At 42.9% G+C, this 18,404-nt stretch carries 21 protein-coding genes; 20 read left to right on the top strand and 1 reads right to left on the bottom strand.

All coding sequences use genetic code 11. From position 1 onward, the window contains the following. Window positions 1-59 precede the first annotated feature (59 nt). The 20 genes from ompR to OIK42_RS01225 all read left to right on the top strand — a co-directional run bounded on the left by ompR (window position 60) and on the right by OIK42_RS01225 (window position 15,186). Window positions 60-782, top strand: a complete 723-nt coding sequence (gene ompR / locus OIK42_RS01320) for an osmolarity response regulator transcription factor OmpR (protein ID WP_273637754.1) — start codon at window positions 60-62, stop codon at window positions 780-782. Between the two features lie 12 nt (window positions 783-794). Next, window positions 795-2,135 carry a two-component system sensor histidine kinase EnvZ gene (gene envZ, locus OIK42_RS01315; protein WP_273637753.1) on the top strand — a complete coding sequence of 447 codons (1,341 nt, stop codon included), beginning with the start codon at window positions 795-797 and terminating at the stop codon, window positions 2,133-2,135. 734 nt (window positions 2,136-2,869) lie between these two features. Next, window positions 2,870-3,385 carry an SLATT domain-containing protein gene (locus tag OIK42_RS01310; RefSeq protein WP_273637752.1) on the top strand — a complete coding sequence of 172 codons (516 nt, stop codon included), beginning with the start codon at window positions 2,870-2,872 and terminating at the stop codon, window positions 3,383-3,385. A 93-nt stretch (window positions 3,386-3,478) separates the two neighbouring features. Next, complete coding sequence (locus OIK42_RS01305; RefSeq protein ID WP_273637751.1) at window positions 3,479-4,213, top strand: hypothetical protein; 735 nt, start codon at window positions 3,479-3,481, stop codon at window positions 4,211-4,213. Window positions 4,214-4,301: 88 nt separating this feature from the next. Next, entirely contained in the window at window positions 4,302-4,892 is a 591-nt protein-coding gene (locus OIK42_RS01300) for a hypothetical protein (RefSeq protein ID WP_273637750.1), read from the top strand. Between the two features lie 54 nt (window positions 4,893-4,946). Next, on the top strand, window positions 4,947-5,450 hold the full coding sequence (locus OIK42_RS01295; protein ID WP_273637749.1) for a hypothetical protein: 504 nt from the start codon (window positions 4,947-4,949) through the stop codon (window positions 5,448-5,450). Between the two features lie 4 nt (window positions 5,451-5,454). After that, window positions 5,455-5,682, top strand: coding sequence for a hypothetical protein (locus OIK42_RS01290; RefSeq protein ID WP_273637748.1), 228 nt, complete (start codon window positions 5,455-5,457; stop codon window positions 5,680-5,682). A 75-nt stretch (window positions 5,683-5,757) separates the two neighbouring features. Continuing rightward, window positions 5,758-6,504: a hypothetical protein gene (locus tag OIK42_RS01285; RefSeq protein WP_273637747.1), complete on the top strand. Its 747-nt coding sequence runs from the start codon at window positions 5,758-5,760 to the stop codon at window positions 6,502-6,504. Window positions 6,505-6,569: 65 nt separating this feature from the next. Then, entirely contained in the window at window positions 6,570-7,823 is a 1,254-nt protein-coding gene (locus tag OIK42_RS01280; RefSeq protein ID WP_273637746.1) for a hypothetical protein, read from the top strand. Window positions 7,824-8,052: 229 nt separating this feature from the next. Next, window positions 8,053-9,090, top strand: coding sequence for a GTP pyrophosphokinase (locus OIK42_RS01275; protein ID WP_273637745.1), 1,038 nt, complete (start codon window positions 8,053-8,055; stop codon window positions 9,088-9,090). A 280-nt stretch (window positions 9,091-9,370) separates the two neighbouring features. Further along, the gene (locus OIK42_RS01270; RefSeq protein WP_273637744.1) at window positions 9,371-9,694 is read left to right on the top strand and encodes a hypothetical protein; all 324 of its coding nucleotides are present in this window, start codon (window positions 9,371-9,373) and stop codon (window positions 9,692-9,694) included. A gap of 329 nt (window positions 9,695-10,023) precedes the next feature. After that, window positions 10,024-10,470 (top strand): hypothetical protein, encoded by a 447-nt coding sequence (locus OIK42_RS01265; protein ID WP_273637743.1) that lies wholly within the window; start codon window positions 10,024-10,026, stop codon window positions 10,468-10,470. A gap of 295 nt (window positions 10,471-10,765) precedes the next feature. After that, the gene (locus OIK42_RS01260; RefSeq protein WP_273637742.1) at window positions 10,766-11,023 is read left to right on the top strand and encodes a hypothetical protein; all 258 of its coding nucleotides are present in this window, start codon (window positions 10,766-10,768) and stop codon (window positions 11,021-11,023) included. Between the two features lie 129 nt (window positions 11,024-11,152). Then, window positions 11,153-11,482: a hypothetical protein gene (locus tag OIK42_RS01255; protein ID WP_273637741.1), complete on the top strand. Its 330-nt coding sequence runs from the start codon at window positions 11,153-11,155 to the stop codon at window positions 11,480-11,482. A gap of 216 nt (window positions 11,483-11,698) precedes the next feature. After that, a complete protein-coding gene (locus OIK42_RS01250; protein ID WP_273637740.1) occupies window positions 11,699-12,028 on the top strand; it encodes a helix-turn-helix transcriptional regulator in 330 nt (109 codons plus the stop codon). 108 nt (window positions 12,029-12,136) lie between these two features. Then, window positions 12,137-12,505 carry a hypothetical protein gene (locus OIK42_RS01245; RefSeq protein ID WP_273637739.1) on the top strand — a complete coding sequence of 123 codons (369 nt, stop codon included), beginning with the start codon at window positions 12,137-12,139 and terminating at the stop codon, window positions 12,503-12,505. 136 nt (window positions 12,506-12,641) lie between these two features. Beyond that, the gene (locus OIK42_RS01240; protein ID WP_273637738.1) at window positions 12,642-12,923 is read left to right on the top strand and encodes a hypothetical protein; all 282 of its coding nucleotides are present in this window, start codon (window positions 12,642-12,644) and stop codon (window positions 12,921-12,923) included. Between the two features lie 117 nt (window positions 12,924-13,040). After that, window positions 13,041-13,766: a hypothetical protein gene (locus OIK42_RS01235; protein ID WP_273637737.1), complete on the top strand. Its 726-nt coding sequence runs from the start codon at window positions 13,041-13,043 to the stop codon at window positions 13,764-13,766. A 79-nt stretch (window positions 13,767-13,845) separates the two neighbouring features. Further along, window positions 13,846-14,235, top strand: coding sequence for a YcxB family protein (locus OIK42_RS01230; protein ID WP_273637736.1), 390 nt, complete (start codon window positions 13,846-13,848; stop codon window positions 14,233-14,235). Window positions 14,236-14,361: 126 nt separating this feature from the next. Further along, a complete protein-coding gene (locus OIK42_RS01225; protein WP_273637735.1) occupies window positions 14,362-15,186 on the top strand; it encodes an alpha/beta hydrolase in 825 nt (274 codons plus the stop codon). 849 nt (window positions 15,187-16,035) lie between these two features. On the opposite strand, the gene OIK42_RS01220 is transcribed toward OIK42_RS01225, so the two are convergent. Further along, window positions 16,036-18,291, bottom strand: coding sequence for a TonB-dependent receptor (locus tag OIK42_RS01220; protein WP_273637734.1), 2,256 nt, complete (start codon window positions 18,289-18,291; stop codon window positions 16,036-16,038). Window positions 18,292-18,404: the final 113 nt, after the last annotated feature.

The raw sequence follows: 18,404 nt of genomic DNA, 5'->3' as shown, positions 1-18,404 counted from the left end.
CACTTGCGGTTATAGTTAGGCTGAGACAGTTGTAGCGTACGCGGTTAATTGAGGCAAAAATGGGTCAGGAAACATCAAAAATATTAGTCGTCGATGACGATATGCGTTTACGTAGTTTGCTTGAGCGTTACCTTGTTGAACAGGGTTTTCAGGTACGTACCGCCGCCAATGCAGAGCAAATGGATCGCCTGCTGGAACGTGAAAATTTTCATTTGATGGTGCTCGACCTCATGCTACCCGGCGAAGACGGCTTGTCGATTTGCCGCCGCTTGCGGCAGGCAGAAAGCAAAATGCCCATTATTATGCTCACCGCCAAAGGCGACGAAGTAGACCGTATTATTGGCCTGGAGATGGGCGCCGATGATTACCTGCCCAAACCCTTTAACCCCCGCGAACTGTTAGCCAGGGCCAAAGCCGTATTACGCCGTCAAACCACAGAAGCGCCCGGCGCGCCCTCTATGGAAGAGCAAATTGTTGAGTTTGGTAACTACCGGCTTAATTTGGCTACCCGCGAAATGACAGCCAGCGGTAAGCCGTTGTCACTCACCAGCGGCGAATTTGCAGTGCTTAAATCGCTTGTGACCCACCCACGGGAACCCCTGTCACGGGATAAACTGATGAACCTGGCCCGCGGCCGCGATTACAGTGCATTGGAGCGCAGCATTGATGTGCAGGTATCGCGCTTACGCCGTATGCTTGAGGACGACCCCGCTCACCCACGCTATATTCAAACGGTGTGGGGCTTAGGCTATGTATTTGTGCCCGATGGCGCGATAGTGTAAGCCCGCCTTACTGTGCGGTTACTCCCCAAAAGTGCCTTTGGCCAAACGGTTCTGCTGATTGGCGTGCTGTTGCTGATTAATCAGGTGGTGTCTTACCTGTCGGTAACCATGTATTTTATTCGCCCCAGCTACGAACAAATCAATAGCTTAATTGCCACCCAGGCCGCCACCTTAAAAACCCATACCGAGCAATTAAGCGAGCCTGACTACCGCGAGCAACTTAAAGAACAAACCGGCATTCGCCTGTTTAGCGACCGCGAAGCCAAACGCGCCAGACTTGGCCAGTCTACCTTTTACCAGTTCATGTCGAGTCAGGTATCTGAGCAGCTCGGCGAAGACGCCGAAGTGCGCATTAGCGCCCCCCAGCTCGATGAGCACGACACGCCCTATTATGTATGGATGAAAATCGCCAGCTTACCCGACACCTGGATCCGCATTCCGGTGTATGGCCTGAGCGAAGCCAATATCTTCCCGCTAACGCTGTATCTGCTGCTCATTGGTATATTAAGTGTGGGCGGTGGCTGGCTGTTTGTACTACGCCTTAACCGCCCTCTCAGTGCCTTACAACGCGCCGCCGTAAAGGTTGGCCGTGGCCAGTTTCCACCGCCATTAAAAGAAGATGGCACCAGCGAAATGATAGAGGTAACCAAAGCCTTTAACCGCATGAACCAGGGCATTAAGCAGTTGGAGCACGACCGCATGGTAATGACAGCCGGTATCTCCCACGACTTACGCACGCCATTAACGCGCATCCGCCTGGCCACCGAAATGCTGCCCGAGGATCAGGACTGGGTAAAAGACGGCATCATCAGCGACATTGAAGACATGAATGCCATTATCGATCAGTTTATTGAGTATGCCCGCCAGGAGCAGCAGGAAAAACAAACGGTCATCAATTTAAACCCGCTGATCACCGAGTTGGTTAACGCCAGAAACACCAATCAGCAGTTTAAACCAAACACCGACGAGCAGCAGCACATTGAACTCGATTTAAACCCCTTACCCAATATTCTGTTGCGTAAAGTGGCCATTAAACGGGTGCTGGAAAACCTCATCGAAAACGCCTTTCGTTATGGCAGCCACAACATTGAAATTAAGAGCTATTTTGATAAAAAACAGCAGCGCGTGGTGTGTTCGGTACGTGATTTTGGTGAGGGCATTCCAGAAGAAAGCCTGCAAAATGTTTTCCGCCCTTTCTCGCAGGGCGACTCCGCCAGAGGCTCCAGCGGCTCAGGCCTGGGCCTGGCCATTAGCAAACGCATTATCGAAATGCACGGCGGCCAAATCGATCTGCGCAACCACAACCAAACCGGCCTCATAGCCGAGTTCTGGTTACCTAGTGAAGGGTTGTAGTTTTTAAGCAAAGCGCTTAGCGATAGCGCTTAGCGATAGCGCTTTAGCCCATCAGGCATTCAGCTTAGCAAACTCCCCACACCCACAAACCAAAAAGCCATTTTCTGGCAATAGTTAGCTTTGCAAATAAACAGAATTGCAGCCCCACCGTTTGGCCGATTGGGCCGCAAAAAAATAGCCGACCAAGTTGGGGCAATTTACCCTGAATGCGGATAATAATTGATTTATTTTTATACAGCGCTTTAATTTTGAGCGAATACATCGTAGTTTAAGAAATTATGCTCATATCAATTTGGGGGCTAATAAACTGTTATGCGTCGTCGTCATTTCTCACATGTTTAGTGCGGCGGTAGCGGGTTAGGGCAAGGCAGTTTCAATAGGTCGTATCAGTACCTACCGCTTTCAGTTTTAAAAACAGCTCTAACAAAGTTTGTTCGTTTTAACCCGGTAACACCAGAAGTCTGCAACTCAAAATTTCTCAGCTAGTTCACTTCTCAAGCAGTCGCTTTATCATCTGGCTTTTCGCCCAGGGTTGTTTTAAGGTAATTGTTATTCTTTAAATCAACAGTTTGTTTTGGCAGGCGGTGGCGGCAAAGCCGCGAAAGGCAAGTGTCTCGCACGCATAACAAACAAATGTTGGGGACACAAACATGCGGGCTCTGCTTCGCAGTATAGCCCACGGTTTGTACTGCCAAATTAGGGCGTTAGAGCATCAAAGAAGGAATTATGTGTAAATGGCAGAAATAGTAGATGTTCTAAAAAGGCTACAAAACAATAGCCAACTCACAGCCTATGCTCACTTTGGAGCTTCTGAGCGTATGTCGAGACTCCATTTATGGCTTGGAATTCCTATAGCTTTAATCTCTGTCGGTTTAGGCTCGGTATTTGTTGCGGACCTGCAAAATGTAGTGCCCAACTTTGTCAAGTGGTTATCAGGCTTCTTATCTTTCGTGGCAGCAATGCTTGCAGCTTTGCAGACACTCTTTAATCCAAAAGAAGCGAAGTCTAAGCATAGAGAATTGGCAAACGACTATCTATCTGTAAGCCGTAAGTCAGAATTAATATTGGCTAATTTTAATAGTGATGTTTTAGATATTGAGAGGCTGTCGGAGTCGACAAAATCTCTAAACGACGAATATGATTCTATTAATAAATCGGCGCAAGACTACCCGACAAATAATGCTGATTGGAGACGTGCTAAGGCGAAAATTACGGGGTTCAAAACAGGCTATGAAAAATCAAGCCAGTAGAACGCCAGTAAATATGGCGCCTTAGCTTGAAGCGTCCGTAAAAACGGGGTAGAACCCGGCTTAAAGTTTGTGATCTTAAGGGAAGTTACATAAATGAGTGAGATTCCGGAAGAGAACTATCTTGATTTTCAAGTGCATTCAGGGATTAAAAAAGGTTCCGACATAATTTATGCTGATGAAGTTCGCCAGCATGATCTTGAGCTTATTTCGAAGAAGAATGGGAAGAAATATAATTTTGTTGGATTTAAAGATATTCGAGATGATCTGCCAGAAAATATACGACGTCAAATCTCTACCCTTGAAGGTTGGTTGACTATCCGAAATGATCTTCGTTTTGTAAATGAAAATATTGAGTTCATTCTTAACTCCGATCTGGATGATAGGTGGCTAAAGGTTATCCAAAGCATGTATTTCTCTATAATTGTTACATATGGAAAATGTTTTAATACAGCTAATGGAAGAGCTACATTAAATAAGAAAACATGCTTTAAAAAAAATAAAGAAGCTGAAGAAATACATGATCACATGATTGGAGTTCGAAATAACTACGTGGCGCATGGAGCAGTTGGCTACAATTCAGAGACTGAAGTGTTCTATGCGATTGAAAAAGGAGAACTAGAACACTCTGACAGGCGAATTGAAAGTATATCGGCAGCAATAAGCTTTCCAAATTGGGACCTACTAAGGAAATATCAAGCTGTTGTCCATACTGTACATGACAAGTTAAATAACTCTATTTGGTCTCTCCAGAAGACTATTCAGAGTAGAGTCGAAAGTATATATACGTTAGAGGAACTAAGGAAACTCGCGAAGTACAGCAACAGTTAGCCTAAAAAGGTGGGCAACGGGACGCCAACTGCGCCTTGCTCCGTTGGCGCCCATTACCACCGGCGTTAGGCACTGGCAAGGAGGAAGAATGACCACTGATGACTCAAATAAGACAAAGGGGCTAATACCTCCTTTAGGGGATCAACCCACAACCCCTGGCGAGGACTTCATTGTTGGGCATGCCTCGTTTACCCCAGGAGATGATTCACTTTTAGGCGGTATCATGCCGACCTCGATGTCTGGAATTGGCAGCTCGCAGGCAACCCGAGAAATTGATCCTATGGTCAAAAAGCTTGTTGATATAAAGCAGAGTGAATATTCAAAAAAAGCCATCTTACATAAACGATTGCACTATCTATTCTTAACACTTGGGGCTACGCTCGGCATTGCAACGCCATTTCTAATTCCAAACGATCCTACCATTGCACAATTTTCTTCTATAGCTGTCGTTGCTATTATCTCGTTTGATCAAATCTTCAGACCAAAAGAAAAATGGTCTTTGTACTCAAAGGCTACGGATTTATTACAGCTTCAGTTGTTCAAAATGTCTGGTGCTTATGAGTCGGATAAGGAAGTTATTGAGACCATTCTGAACACTGAGGCTCAAATATTGAACACGGTTCCCGACCTCCATGAGGTAATGCAACAAGTAAAAGATAGTAGGGAGAAAAATGCCTAACAACACTTTTCAGTGTGCGTCAGACAGGCTAAATCAAAGAAAGGAGAATACTAAATGAGAATGGCGTTACTCTCGTTCATATTATTGTTGGCTAGTGGGTGTGTTTCAATTCCTCCCCAAGCGGTTACTTCTCAGGCATTAATAGTGAGTGGGCTTGAATCAGCAAAAAATAATCAGCTTAAGATTATTAATGCTTATGCTGATGATCAAATCGTTCGAGTAGAAAATCTAATGAAAAATGTTGTGATTGACGATGTTATAGCTTCTGAGCTCAAAGGAAGAAAGGCTTTGCCGGCTGATGAAGTCAGAGTGCTTCTAGTTGAGTATGCCGAAGACTTAAGATCTGAAATATCAAAAATTGAAGCTAGCCGCCAAACCTTGCTGAAAGAAACAGAAGCTAGTTATGGTCAATTAATAGACTTAGCAAAGGCAAATTATGATTTTTTAAAGACTGCGCATGATGCGGCAACTATTCAAAATGATTTGATTGACAAGTACAAAGAAAAACTAAAGGAAGTAGAAAAGAAAGTTGAAGATTATGTAAACAGCGAGGAATAGGGTTATGGGAAGGTTTAGCGATCGTTTAAATGAAGTGGCTGGAAACTCACGTTTCACGCAGTTGGAGCTTGAGTCGATTTTTTCTCCCGAAGAGGAGGAAACTATTTTAAAGGTGAAAGAAGCGCTGGCTTCTGCCTCAGATGAAAATGAGGCATCAATAAAAATTCAAGCCATGGGTGAAAAGGCTATTAAAGTTCTTACTAAACTTGGTAAGAAAGCACTGCTAGGATAATTGCCTAACAAACAAAGCCAGCGGATGCTTCTCACCGCTGCTTTGGGCGTTAGCCACTAAACGGAGGTTTTAACATTGGAAGTAAAATCTGATCCTGCTGGCAGGTTATGCGACTTGCTACAGGAAGCACGTAGAAAAAATGAAAGTACAAAGTTCAGAACAGTATGGGCAGCCGTTTTTAAAGTGGATGAATCTGATACTGGTGCAATCCTTCGAATGTTGTCAGACATGATCCAAGTGTCTTATAAAACCCAGGACCGAATTAGAGAACTAGAAAATATAGATCATGATTTATTTCTGAAGCCTTTCGATAATATTGAAAAACTATTTTCGCAAATTAATTTAGAAGGATCATGGCAAACAGGTAGGCGTTTGTTAGATGAATCAACGATTTATGGCCTACAGTTTTGTTCGGATCGGCTGAGCAGAGAAGCTTCCGTATCAACTGTTAACCATGAAGAGATAGAGCGAATTCAGAAAGTACTATCTGAATTAACTGAAACCGTTTTAAGTTTGGACTTTGAACCGAATTTAAAGTCATTGCTTATTAGGAATTTAGAAGGGCTAAGACAAGCAATAATTGCCTATCGAATTAGAGGGATAGAGGGAATTGAGGCTGAATTAGAAGCTAGTTTCGGTTCCCTCGCACTAAAGCGTGACATGGTTAAAAATGCTGTAGAGAAGGACTCCGCAAAGAAAGGATTTTTTTCCAAGTACATACCTTTCTTAGAAGGTATCAACAAAACAGTTACTACCGCGAAAAATCTCGACGAAGCGTCGGGTAATTCGATATCGAGGATTCTGGGGCTAGAAAGTGGCTAACAAGCCACTGTAGTCGCCCGCAAGCGGGCTGGGACGTTAGCACTCAGTGGGAAATGGACACCTGTATGACACTTCAAGATGTAAAAGAAAAATTTAAAGAGCTTTACTCAAAATATTGGCTGGAAGTTGTTGATGAGCACGAAGACGAGATATTTTTTCAAAGTCGTGGTGGCTTTACGATAAAGGCCTCATCTGACGATTTAAGGTCATACTTAGACTTCGAAACTCGAAAGTCGAGCTATATACATGAACCATTTGAGACGTGCTTGTGCAGTAAAGACCATTTTGAGCAAATGATAACCTCTGGAAACAGATATGGTACATTTCTCAATATGCGTCGGGGGCAGAAGATAACTTTTGGCAACCATGAGACAGATTCATACTATGTGGAAATATCCGAAGCGTCCTTGGATTACAAGAATTATTTAAGATTCAATGAATACTTTTTGATGAGAACGCTGGATCGTATTCGAATGAATGTTGGGCGTGGTAGGGCTGATCAGGATAGAGATATTGGTTTTTACGTTTACGCGCCACTCACAATTAAAGTGTGTGGTCTTTCTGAAACAAGTCCACAAAAATTAGCCGAGAAATCTTTGGAGATAATAGAAGGCTGTTTATTCAATGTGTCATATTTAAAAGGCATAGCTTTAGTCCTTGAGGAGGAATTTCCTCACCGTCAACCTATTGGTGATGATTTTAAGTATGAAGATCATGATTTTGGTTCTGAGCTACCTCTGCCAAGATCTTCAGTTAATAGAGATGTTGCAAGATTCTATCAAAGAGGAATGGTTGTAGAAGATTCAATCAATCAGTTCCTTTCATACTATCAAGTCTTGGAATACTACTTTTTGTCAGTTTCAGATGAAGAGCTATATCGGAAGCTAACAACTATCTACAATGACCCTGGATTTAAATCGTCTCCCAAGCATTTGGATAAAGTTATTCAATCTACCCTTAACCATAAACGTGAGTCAGATGAAACTGAAATGCTACGCCTAGTTATCGCTAAGCACGTATCAGAGGATGATTTAGTTGAATTTATCGGAGCTTATGAAGATCATCTAGGTGAAAAGCTTTTTACAAAAAAGAGAAAAATGTTTGGGGAGTTAACTGAAATTCGTTTGACGACAGGTCACGTAATTGGAAACGTATCAAAAAGGGTCAAGCTAATTCGTAATGCATTGGTTCACTCATCAGATAGGTATAACAGAAATGAGAATTTTGTGCCTACAAGACAAGCAGAGCTAGAAATCCGTAAAGAGGTTCCACTGGTAAAGCTTCTTGCAGAAAAGGTGATTATATCAACAGCGCAATGAGTGCTAACAAGCGCATGTTGTCGGACTGGTTTTCCGTTACGCTTCAAACCAGCCGCAAATGGGACGTCACGCATACAAGAAGGTAGTAAGAAGTGAACTCTAAGCTTGGTGAGACGCCAACTCGAAACGAAGCAATTGAATATCTTTCTGAGTCGAACACATATAGAAACCACGACCTTTTTGTTGTTGCTGGGTTTTCTAAGGCCGTATTGAACACAAGGAATTCATAATGAGTCTTCATAAGCACGAAAATTGGCTTGATATAGCATTGCCCAAGCATCGAAGGCTTACGGACGCAGTAGTAACAATATTGGAAAATCTCCTTAACGCAAACAGTGTCGAGTACTTGGCTGTAACAGGACGAACGAAAGAAAAGGAAAGTGCGCTAGAAAAGATTAAACGAAAAGGATATAAAAATCCCGGTAGACAACTAACTGATATCTCCGGTATACGAGTTATTGTGTATTTCGAGTCAGATGTAAAAAGAGTTTCCGATTTGATTGAATCATCATTTAGCATTGATAAGCAGAACTCCTTAAATCAAGATGACTTAATGTCGACCGATCAGATTGGTTATCGATCTGTTCATTTTGTTTGTGACCTCGGTAAACAGCGCGGTGCTTTACCTGAATTTGAAGAAATTTCTGACTTGAAGTTCGAATTTCAAGTTAGAACAGTTTTACAACATGCGTGGGCCGAATTGGCGCATGATAGAAATTACAAATTTTCTGGCAAGTTGCCTAAAGAGATAGAAAGAGAACTTTTCTTATATGCGGGAATGTTGGAAATAGCAGATAGAGGCTTTGATACGCTATCAACTAAAATCGACAACTACATTAAAAATTTGAATATGAAATCTCAGGCAGGCGATTTGGCTACTGAGATTAATTCGATTAGTCTCCCCCAATTCGTGGAAAAATGGTGCCAAGACAATAATGTAATTTTGGAACTGCCGCATACAACTGACCAGTATAGTGAACTTGTTGGTGAGTTGAACGATTTTGGAGTGCAAACGCTTGAGCAATTGAACAATATCATACCCCCTGCGTATGCAGAAGCTTATAGAAGAAGAAAGCATGAAACTACGATTTATGGGCTTGTGCGTGATTGGATGTTGATTCACGACTGGAGAAAGTTCGTACATGATGTCGAATTCAATTGGGTAATGGCGTTCCCCCACATTTATGATGAGTTCATTGAAGAAAAAGAACTTGAGGAGTTTTTAGGATCTTTCGAGTGGGATGTGGAGGATTATGATACAGAGTAAGGCTATCAAGCGAGTAAACAAGGACGCTCTTGCCTTTACACCTATTACCCAAAATATTAATCATACAAATTGAGCTTCGTGCAAATGGGAGAGAATTCTCCAAATTTATTAGAGATTTTCTTGAAGCTGTATTTCTAATATTCGAGAAGGAGCAATAAAAGCCCGAAATTTGTATTAGATAAAAAAACGTAAAGTGCACCAGAAAAAGGCAAAGAGTGGCTTCCAATTATGTGTATTGATTGCCCATTAAAGCGTTCATTAGTCATATAGGGAAATATGAATGAAATATACAGAATGGTTAGTACAAGAATTTCCAGAATTGGCAGATAGTTCGAGCGTTAAAAGGTTCAATTACGTCAAAGAAGCTAAAGCTGAAACCCGGCGTTTACGTATCATGGCCAGCATACCAAAAACGTTGTGCACTTTTATACTTGGCTACTGTATAGGTTTTGCTTTCAAGAAGTACACAAACTTTGATTTAGGAGTAGTCATTGTTATTGCTGTCACCTTTTCTGTTCTGGTCTTCGGTGCATTTTCAAATAAATTAGAGGATCGAATCATTCAAAAGAAGCTGACAGAATTGGTGAAGAGGGACTCCGAGTAGCTCAAAGTTTGTTTGCTGTTCAATTCTATAGAGCGACAACTATCTTGCCCGGTTATTCTGTTACGGTTCGACCACATAGTTCACTGAATTACCTGCCGCCTGTTGAGTATGCAAAACGGGCAGCATAATATGAAAAATCTCATCGGAAGATTGGGGCTAATTCAGTGGGAAAGGTCAGTTCTAGCAACATCAGCAGGGAATGCACGACTATGTTAACAATATCGCATAACAACCCAATAAACTCACTCGCGATGCTGGCTGAGCGCAAAGCACATGGAGCCTTCGGCTATGAGAGTGTAAAAATATTTGTGCCTTAGGAACTAGTGATTATGTTTTTCAAAATGCTTGCTTTAATTGCTCTTAGCATTGTCGTCACTGACTATTATCTCATCCATGTTGCCGTTAAATTTTGCGGCACCTTAACTGGCACCGTAAACCCGAAGATACCCGACCCAAAATTCAGTCTCAACATTAAATTGGTACAATCCATTCCAATAGCTATTGCATTGTTAGTGTATATGACTCTTGCGTTAAAAGAGCATCGTTCAGTAAAGCCCATTTCATTAGGTTTTTTGGGCGGGTGTACTTTAGCCCTTTTTTATGGAAATTTAGCAATGGCATGGACTCTCTACATAGCAGGAGGAGCAAGCTCGACGTCAATACTCTATACACTCATCGCTTTACCTGTTGCTGCTTGTTTTCTTGGTACATTTGCAGCGTTGATATGTCTCTACTTTTATAACAGGCGTGAGAAAGCGGCAAACCGCACAGGCTAAGGCCTATGAAATTAACACTGTATGCCTCCTGGCCAGTATAAAAGTAATCCTGCCTACAATGAGTTTGTAAACGTCAAATCGCCACCGAGAGGCCGGTTAGGTAGCTAAAAAAATAGCCTACCAAATTGGTGTTATATACCCTAAATACGAATACAAACTGCCTTATTGCAATACAAAACCTTTGATTTTGCGTGAATATAACGTAATTTAAAAAATATTGATTATCCCAAATTAGTGTAGTTGCTTACACCAATTTGGGATCTAATAAATTGTTATATGCCAAGAGAGATTTTAAATGGGATTTGAAATTTGGCACTTCGTTTTAGGTATTGCGATTATGCTCAATGTAGTTGTTTCTATATTTCTGGTACGTCGTGATGATTTGGAAGTCTTTCAAAAAGGTGCTCAGATATTTATAGTTTGGTTAATCCCATTTTTTGCGGCTATTGGATTATGGTTATTAAATCATAGTCAGGACACACCAGCAAAAACACGCAAAAGTTTTGGTGGCGGCCCACAAGATAGTAGTGGTGCTGGTTCTTCGGGGGATTAGTGGCATATAACAAACACATTATGTTCATTCGCTCCGCTCATTGGGACGCATACTCGCTGGCTGGCGCTTCGCGCAAGTTTAGCCAGCAAGTCTGCGCCCCATATGTGAAGTGTTATGTGGCAGTTGAGAATGAACCGATTTTTTAGCATTTTGCTTATGGCCGTTCTGTGCGGTTGCACATCGACCAAGCCCAAAGAGAAAGAGTTAAAATTCTCTTATCAGGATAACTACGACTATTTTGGGTATGTTACTCATTGGGTTAGAAATCCAGAAATTCCACCTACAGATAATAATATAGTCGGCGCTGAAAAGGATTTTTCACTTTGCAAGAGCAAGATAAATGAGCATCTAATTGATGCTCAAGCACCAATTGGTGATATCCAATATGCTTTTATCGTAGAGTGTATGTACAAAAACGGTTGGTTCTTATCTGCGGAGACTTACATGGTTACGCAGTAAGCCACATAACAAGCCAAGTAAGCGGGACAATAACACGCAGGCTCCCGTCACTTCGTTCCGTATTATAGCCTGCGTGTAATTGCCCCTTCTTGGGGTGTTATATGCACTTGACGCGTTGGTGTCACATTAAAGCCGGTGAATGTCACATAAATGACGTATTAATAGAGGTATTTTCTTACGATAATGACTAAGGTTTTTATCTTTTAGGAAATAATTATGGAAATGCAATTAGACGTACAGAAATTAAAGAAATTAAGAGAATCCAAAGCATGGAGTCAGTCTCATCTTGCTGATGTTTCGGGAATTAGTTTAAGGACTATTCAGCGTATTGAAAAATCAGGAATCGCATCACAAGAATCGGCCCAGTCGATTTGTTCAGCATACGACATCTTAGTTACTGATATTATTGTTAATGAAGATATGAAGGTTAATATAGAACCTACTTTCTTAAGTGCTGCCAGATATAAAGTTGAACACATGAATATAAAGGCAACTATACTGTCTTTTTTTATAGCATTCATAATTGCTTATTTCTGGTCAATTTAACGTGCGTATAACAAGTCGTTGAACGCTTGCGCCAGCAAACTACGCTGACACGGACTCGCAAACTTCGCTCGCCCGTTGTGCGGGTGTTATGAACCATAAGGAAATATCATGAAAAAGGAAATTTTAATATCTTGTATTTCGCTGTTGTCAGCTAATTCATATGCAGCTAAAAATGATGCGGCTGAGTTAGCCGCTAAGTTTCAACACACTGTCAATCAAGGTAATTATGTAGAAGCCATTAGTTACTGGGAACCTTCTAAGCAATATGAAATGTCGTTAAACGGCGGACAACTTATCGGTACATTGTTTTCTGGCATAAGTTTACAAAAAGATACGCTCGACACGCGTTGCAGTAACGAAAATTGTATGGTCTCGGCTCAATACAAAGATGACTCTGGTAAAACACGTAAAATTACTTATACATTCGTCATGAATGGCAGTTTGTTTCTGAGCAATATTCAAACTACTGGTTCATAACAAACCAAGGCTGCGGGACACTAACACGCAGGCTCCCGTCACTTCGTTCCTAATTTTAGCCTACGTGTTATTGCCCCTGCTTGGGGCGTTATATAACTTAGTAAACTTTTCACGTTTAAATTTTAAAGGATTAAATATGAAACTATACCCATTCTCACAGATTACATCGAAAAACTTAAAGCTACTGTTGCTCGCAGCACGGCTGATTGCATCTAGCGCTATCGTTCTCTTTATTGCAACGGTTGTTTTTGCAATTTACTTTTTCTTTGTAACTCCGCAAACCATTATGGAAACTGTTTTGAAACAGGGGGTTCTTTCGTACAGTGTTTTCGCTTTCATTACGGCAGCCATTTTACTCGTTATCAGTGGCCTTTCTGCTGCAGTGGTTTCTTGCGAATATAAATATACTAACGACTGAAAAGTGCAGCTGTATAACAAGGAGCTCAAGCAAGGAAAAATACTCGCTGGCCGTTCCGTCCAAAGCGCAAGTATTTTCCGATTAGCTTGGCGTTGGTAGGGTCACTAAGGAAGTTTCGTGCGGTTTTTAATTGTTCTCTTGTTTTTACCTTTGGCTGTGTTAGCAGACGAGTCTAGACTCGTGAAACAATTTTTTGGCCAAGATGGCATTAAAAATAAAAGAGAAGTATATGCCGGTGAAATGTTGGAACATTATCTGGATAGACCCACTTTGGGCGAGACTTTGCCCAAGGGTATCGAGGTTAGCCTGAGAGCGCTTGAAAAAAATCCGCAAAGAGAGATTTATGCTGTATTGCTTTCAAAAGATGGTAGATCTCAAGACTGGTATATCTATTTAGTAAATGACCAAAACAAATGGAAGATTTCAGCAGTCAGGAATCTAGCATTACCAGGTTTGTTCTTTATGGCTTTGCAAGAGGCACAAAGCAAAGCCAATCGAACAAAAGAAGAGGAGCATCAATATCAGAATATGCTACTTACTTTGCAATTGGATTCCGAGCTTAAAGAATTCTTGCATAAAAATATTGATAGCCTAAATACGCTAGCCTTGGAGGCTAAAACAAGCCAGGAAAAGGCTACTGAATCCGCCAAACATTTAAATTTTAATTTTGTAGGCTACGAGTCAATCAGCGGCATCGTTGACGTTAACATAGGTGGGATTCTAGATAATTCAGTTGGGTATTTGTTTGTGCCAACTGGAACCGAAGTGCCAAAAATGTCAGACGATAATTATATCTATATTGAGCATATCGTTGGCAATTGGTATGTGTACAAGACAACGTAACCATAACAAAGCCAGCCAGAGGGACAGCCAAACCGCTGCGCGCTTTGTCTGCCCTTGCTAGCGGCGTTAGAGTTCAGGAATGTATTCGATAACAGTTCACTACAAATTAACCGAATATTGTTCTTTGCTGCTTAAAGTATGCGAAGCTGAAGTCGGCAGCAAAACTGCCAATAAGTGGTATTTTAAATTACTGGCATATCCAATTTGGGGGGCTATTTATCTGTTTAAGCTATTTAAAGAGGGTAAATGCCAATTTGTATTTTCTAAGGTGGGTGTTGCTCGAAAGTCAAACTCAGGCATTAGCAAACTCCAATGGAGCGAAGTTGCAAAAGTGGTGAATATGGAGCATTTCTACTTGCTTGTTGGAAATGAAAATGGAGTGGCGCCAGTCCCAAAACGATGTCTGTCATCTAACCAACAAGCACTCTTGGAAACTTGGGCAATGGCGAAATTGACGAGTGAACTCTAACCAGCACATTATGATCAATCGCTTCGCTCATTGTGAGGTAAATTCGCTGGTTTGACTCGTACCTCGCAAGTATAGCCCGCGTGTTCGCGCGACTAAATCAGGACCTTATTCACAGAGGAAGTTTCATTGAGAAATCTTGTATTTTTAACGTTTTTATTTGTTAGCTCTCTGGCGTTCGCTAATGACAGCCTGAAGATACCTAGAAGCACAGTTATCGAATTGACTGAGCCTTCAACGAATAGGGTTTACCCACTGTTTATAAAATTGCCTCGCTCATACGAATCAAATAAGGATAAAAAATATCCAGTGATTTACCTAATGGACGCATGGTATAGCTTCCAAATTGCATCAGGTGCAACGCGGTTTCCCATGAACAGTGGCGCAATGGAAGAAGCAATAATTGTTGGGGTGTCTTATTCAAACGGTTCAAAAGGACCATCAAGCCGAGTAAGAGATTATACACCGGTCAAAGCAGCTAGCTGGAAGCTGGAAACGGGCAATGCAGATGAGCATGCTACATTTATTCGTGAAACTGTCTTTCCCTACATCGAGACTACCTATAGAGCAAAACCATCGGAGCGCACTTTTGTGGGTAACTCACTGGGCGGTTTATTTGGCGCTTACATCCTGTTCGAGCATCCAGACATGTTCGACAGTTATATATTAGGTAGCCCCTCCGTTTGGTTTGATAACAATCACATATTGAATTCAAAGGTTACGAAGTCTGAATTGCCAATTAAAGTTTATTTATCCGTCGGTAGTTTAGAGCAACCAGAGTTTGGAGAGAAAGAAGATATGGTTGCTGGCGCTAAGCTGCTTGCCAATAAGATCACAACGCAGACCGGTGAGCAAACTCTTCTTGAGTTTCGTGTCGTTGAAGGAGCTAAGCATGCGACAGCTTTCCCTACAACTTTAATTCAAGGATTGGACTGGATTTATAGCAAGCAATGAGTCGTTTTTATATAGCGATGCGCGGCACGCCGATGGCCTGCATTGTGCACTTTCTGCACGGCGTGATGTTTACAAAGGAGAAGAAATCCATCTTCCGTTTGATAAAATCATTGATACGCTTTCTAAAAAAGTGTGAAGCCCATGAAAAAAGATACCAGTAACTACTGTCGACCAAATTTGCAGTGGTTTACCGCTCAATAACATTAGTGTGCGATATTGTATTTATTAGTTCCGGGAAATGATGAAAGTATTACGTGCGTTTTCCATATGAAATTGGCGAAAAAAACTCAACCATGCAAATTACTGCAAGCTATAAATGTTCGGGCATCGAAATATAACACGTAAATTAAAGCGGGCAGTGTTAACAAAGATGAGTGGGCATTTTGTGCAGTTTGACGAGCCTGAATTAGTAATTAGTGAACTTACCCTCATTATTGAGCAACTCATAAAACACCAGTAAGGCGCTATTGTCGCCGCTCGCGCGGCTGGGACGGCTTGCGCTGCGCTGCAGCTGCTTTCTGGGTGGTATGCTCGCAATTTTCATTTTGCTTTTTAGATGACGACGTTTTTCCTGGCACCGAAGTTTTTTGCACAAGTCTCATAGTATTGAAAACTGTAATGATCTGCGTTGCATTAGTCACATTGTTACTCATCAGAATTGATGGGCAAACAAGACAGTCAACGATGAGGAGAATGCAGTCCCCTTTCACCCCTGTTACGCAGAAAAGAAAAAGGCCGCTCAGTAGCGCGGCCTTTCTCATACTGTAGAAGTGGATAACACTAAAGTGACCAGATTGGAGCGATAGTCGTGACCGTTCGCCGTGTATCAATCTGACGAAACAATAGCGTTTACAGTATATAGCTGAAACCCACACTAACACTGCGGCCAGACAATGGTGTCAAAAATCGCAGAAAACTCTGATGAGGACGGGCATCCGCATCGGTCAGGTTATTTACGCGCGCAAACAACCGGCTTTCTGACGGTAACCAAGCTGGCTGCCAGGTAGCATATAAATTAACCATGTTGTAGCTGGCGCTGGGTTGCTCATACTGTGCTAAGTCCTGCTGCTTATCGTAGTGCAGGTAATTGATCGCCAGACTGGCTTGCTGATATTGCCAGTGCACACCGAGACCATGTCGATCGGCCGGCACCCGCGGCATACTCTCGCCGTCGAGTTTGCGGCGAAAATACTCTTCTTCTTCACCTGGACGGGGCTCAACCGGATTAGAAAAGTCAAACGGATCATAAGAATTATCGTAATGATAACGGGGCTTATTTTCTACGCCATCGACAAACCCACTAAAGGTAAAATGGCCGAGGTTTTCGGTTTGCCACTGATATTCGGCGGTGATTTCAAAGCCCTTGTTAAGGGTGTCGGCCTGGCGCCACTCCTGAACAGCGACACCGCCACGAGAGATACCGGTATTGCCCAGGTAGATAAAATCATCGTACTGGTTTTCGTACCAGCTGGCGGCCAGAGTAAACTCGCCGAGGGAGAGTTGTGTTGCATATTCCAGCGATTCATTGTTCTCATGCTGTAGCTCAGCATTACCTTGTTCTTCTATCATCAGCGCATAGTGGGCGTTGCTGGCATAAAGCTCACTTACAGAAGGTGCGCGGTCGGCATTGGTGTAGCTGGCACTTACCCACCAAAAATCGGTAAGTTGCCATTGCAGCGAGGCATTGACGCTTTGCAAATCAAAATGACGATCCCGGGCATTCGCTCCCTGACCAGAGCCAAAATGATAATCAGAGTCCAAATCTACGTCATAGCGTATCTGATCATAGCGGCCACCAAGCTGCAGCATGAACTGTTGCCATTCAATATTTTGTAACCAGTACAAGGCGTACTTATTCGTTTCAACCGGCGGTAAATAGTTATCATCGCCATCGCTGCGAAGATCTTGCCGCTCAGCCTGCAAGGTAAGCTCGCCAGGCTGTGCGTTTAACAGTGTGTAAGTTAAGCGGGGCGCAAATTGAAGCGTTGATAATTTAAAACTATTCGCCAGTTGGTAACCCAGATACTCCTCGTCTTGCTGCTGGCTATAGGTCAGTGACGTATCCACTGCGTTCAGCCAGGCGCTTTGGGTAAACAAATATTGATGTTTGGTATCGATGCGACTGACCGTAGATTGAATATTCACGGCGCTATCTGTTGCACCACGGCGAATATAACCGGGGATATCGCGGTCTGTATCGAGAAGGCTCACGGCCATACCCATATACTGATTGTCGCTGATTGCCTTGCTTAACCCCAACATCATATTGATGGTACTACTGCCGGAGTTATTGACTTTGCCGCGGCTTTGTTGACCCAGGTGAGTAATCTGTTGATCTTCGAGAGGCGTCGCATCGACCCATGCGCTGCCGTCGTATTCCCATACCGGGGAACTCAGGGTAACCTGACAGCGACTGGCTAGACGACTATCACCAACGAGTTGCTCCCAGTTGTAACAGTCGCTGGCTTTGGCCTGTCCTGGTACATGATAATCGCTCTGATCTCTGATCTGCAACGCGGCGTTTACTGCAAAACCTGCGTACGTGTCTGAGATCTGGCCCATAATGCTGCTTGCCGCATTCATTCCGGCTTCCGCTTCAAAACGTTCAGAGGGCGCCCAGTCACCCAGTATATCGGGGATCCGGTTGTCATCGACATCTACCGCACCGGCCATTGCTTCACCGCCAAACGGGATGACCGCTGCTGCGCCCTTTACTACGCGTATAGTGCGGGCAAAAAACGGCTCCACGGGAACGAGTTGATCATCGCTGGCGGCCGACATATCCCGCACAGGAACGCCGTTGATACCTATTACCACGCGCTGTCCTCCAAGCCCACGGATCACAGGACGGCTGGCAGAGTTGCCAAAAAAGTTGCTGGTGACGCCTGGCTGATTTGCCAATGTCGCGCCCAGTGTTTGTTGCTTTAATTGATCGAGTAGCTGGCCGTCTAGTTCTAATTTGTTGGCTTGTAGCTTTTCACTGGCCGCACTAGGAAGACGTTTGCCGGTAATCTCCAGTTTTTCAATATCATCAGTTGCGGCTGCCTGAGCCACGGCGGAAAACCCGCTAACCAGCAGAGCGAGGGCAGATAGTTTTTGCTTCAAAGTTTTTAATCTCCTTATGCTTCGAAAATACGATGTTATAACATAACATTTATTTTTGCTATGGGAGGCTTACCGGTTTCGCTGGTGATCACGACAAATTCACATTGAGGACT

Origin of the sequence: Alteromonas gilva (assembly GCF_028595265.1) — a bacterium.
Lineage (GTDB): Bacteria > Pseudomonadota > Gammaproteobacteria > Enterobacterales > Alteromonadaceae > Alteromonas > Alteromonas gilva.
This window is presented reverse-complemented; position numbering and strand designations above follow the sequence as displayed.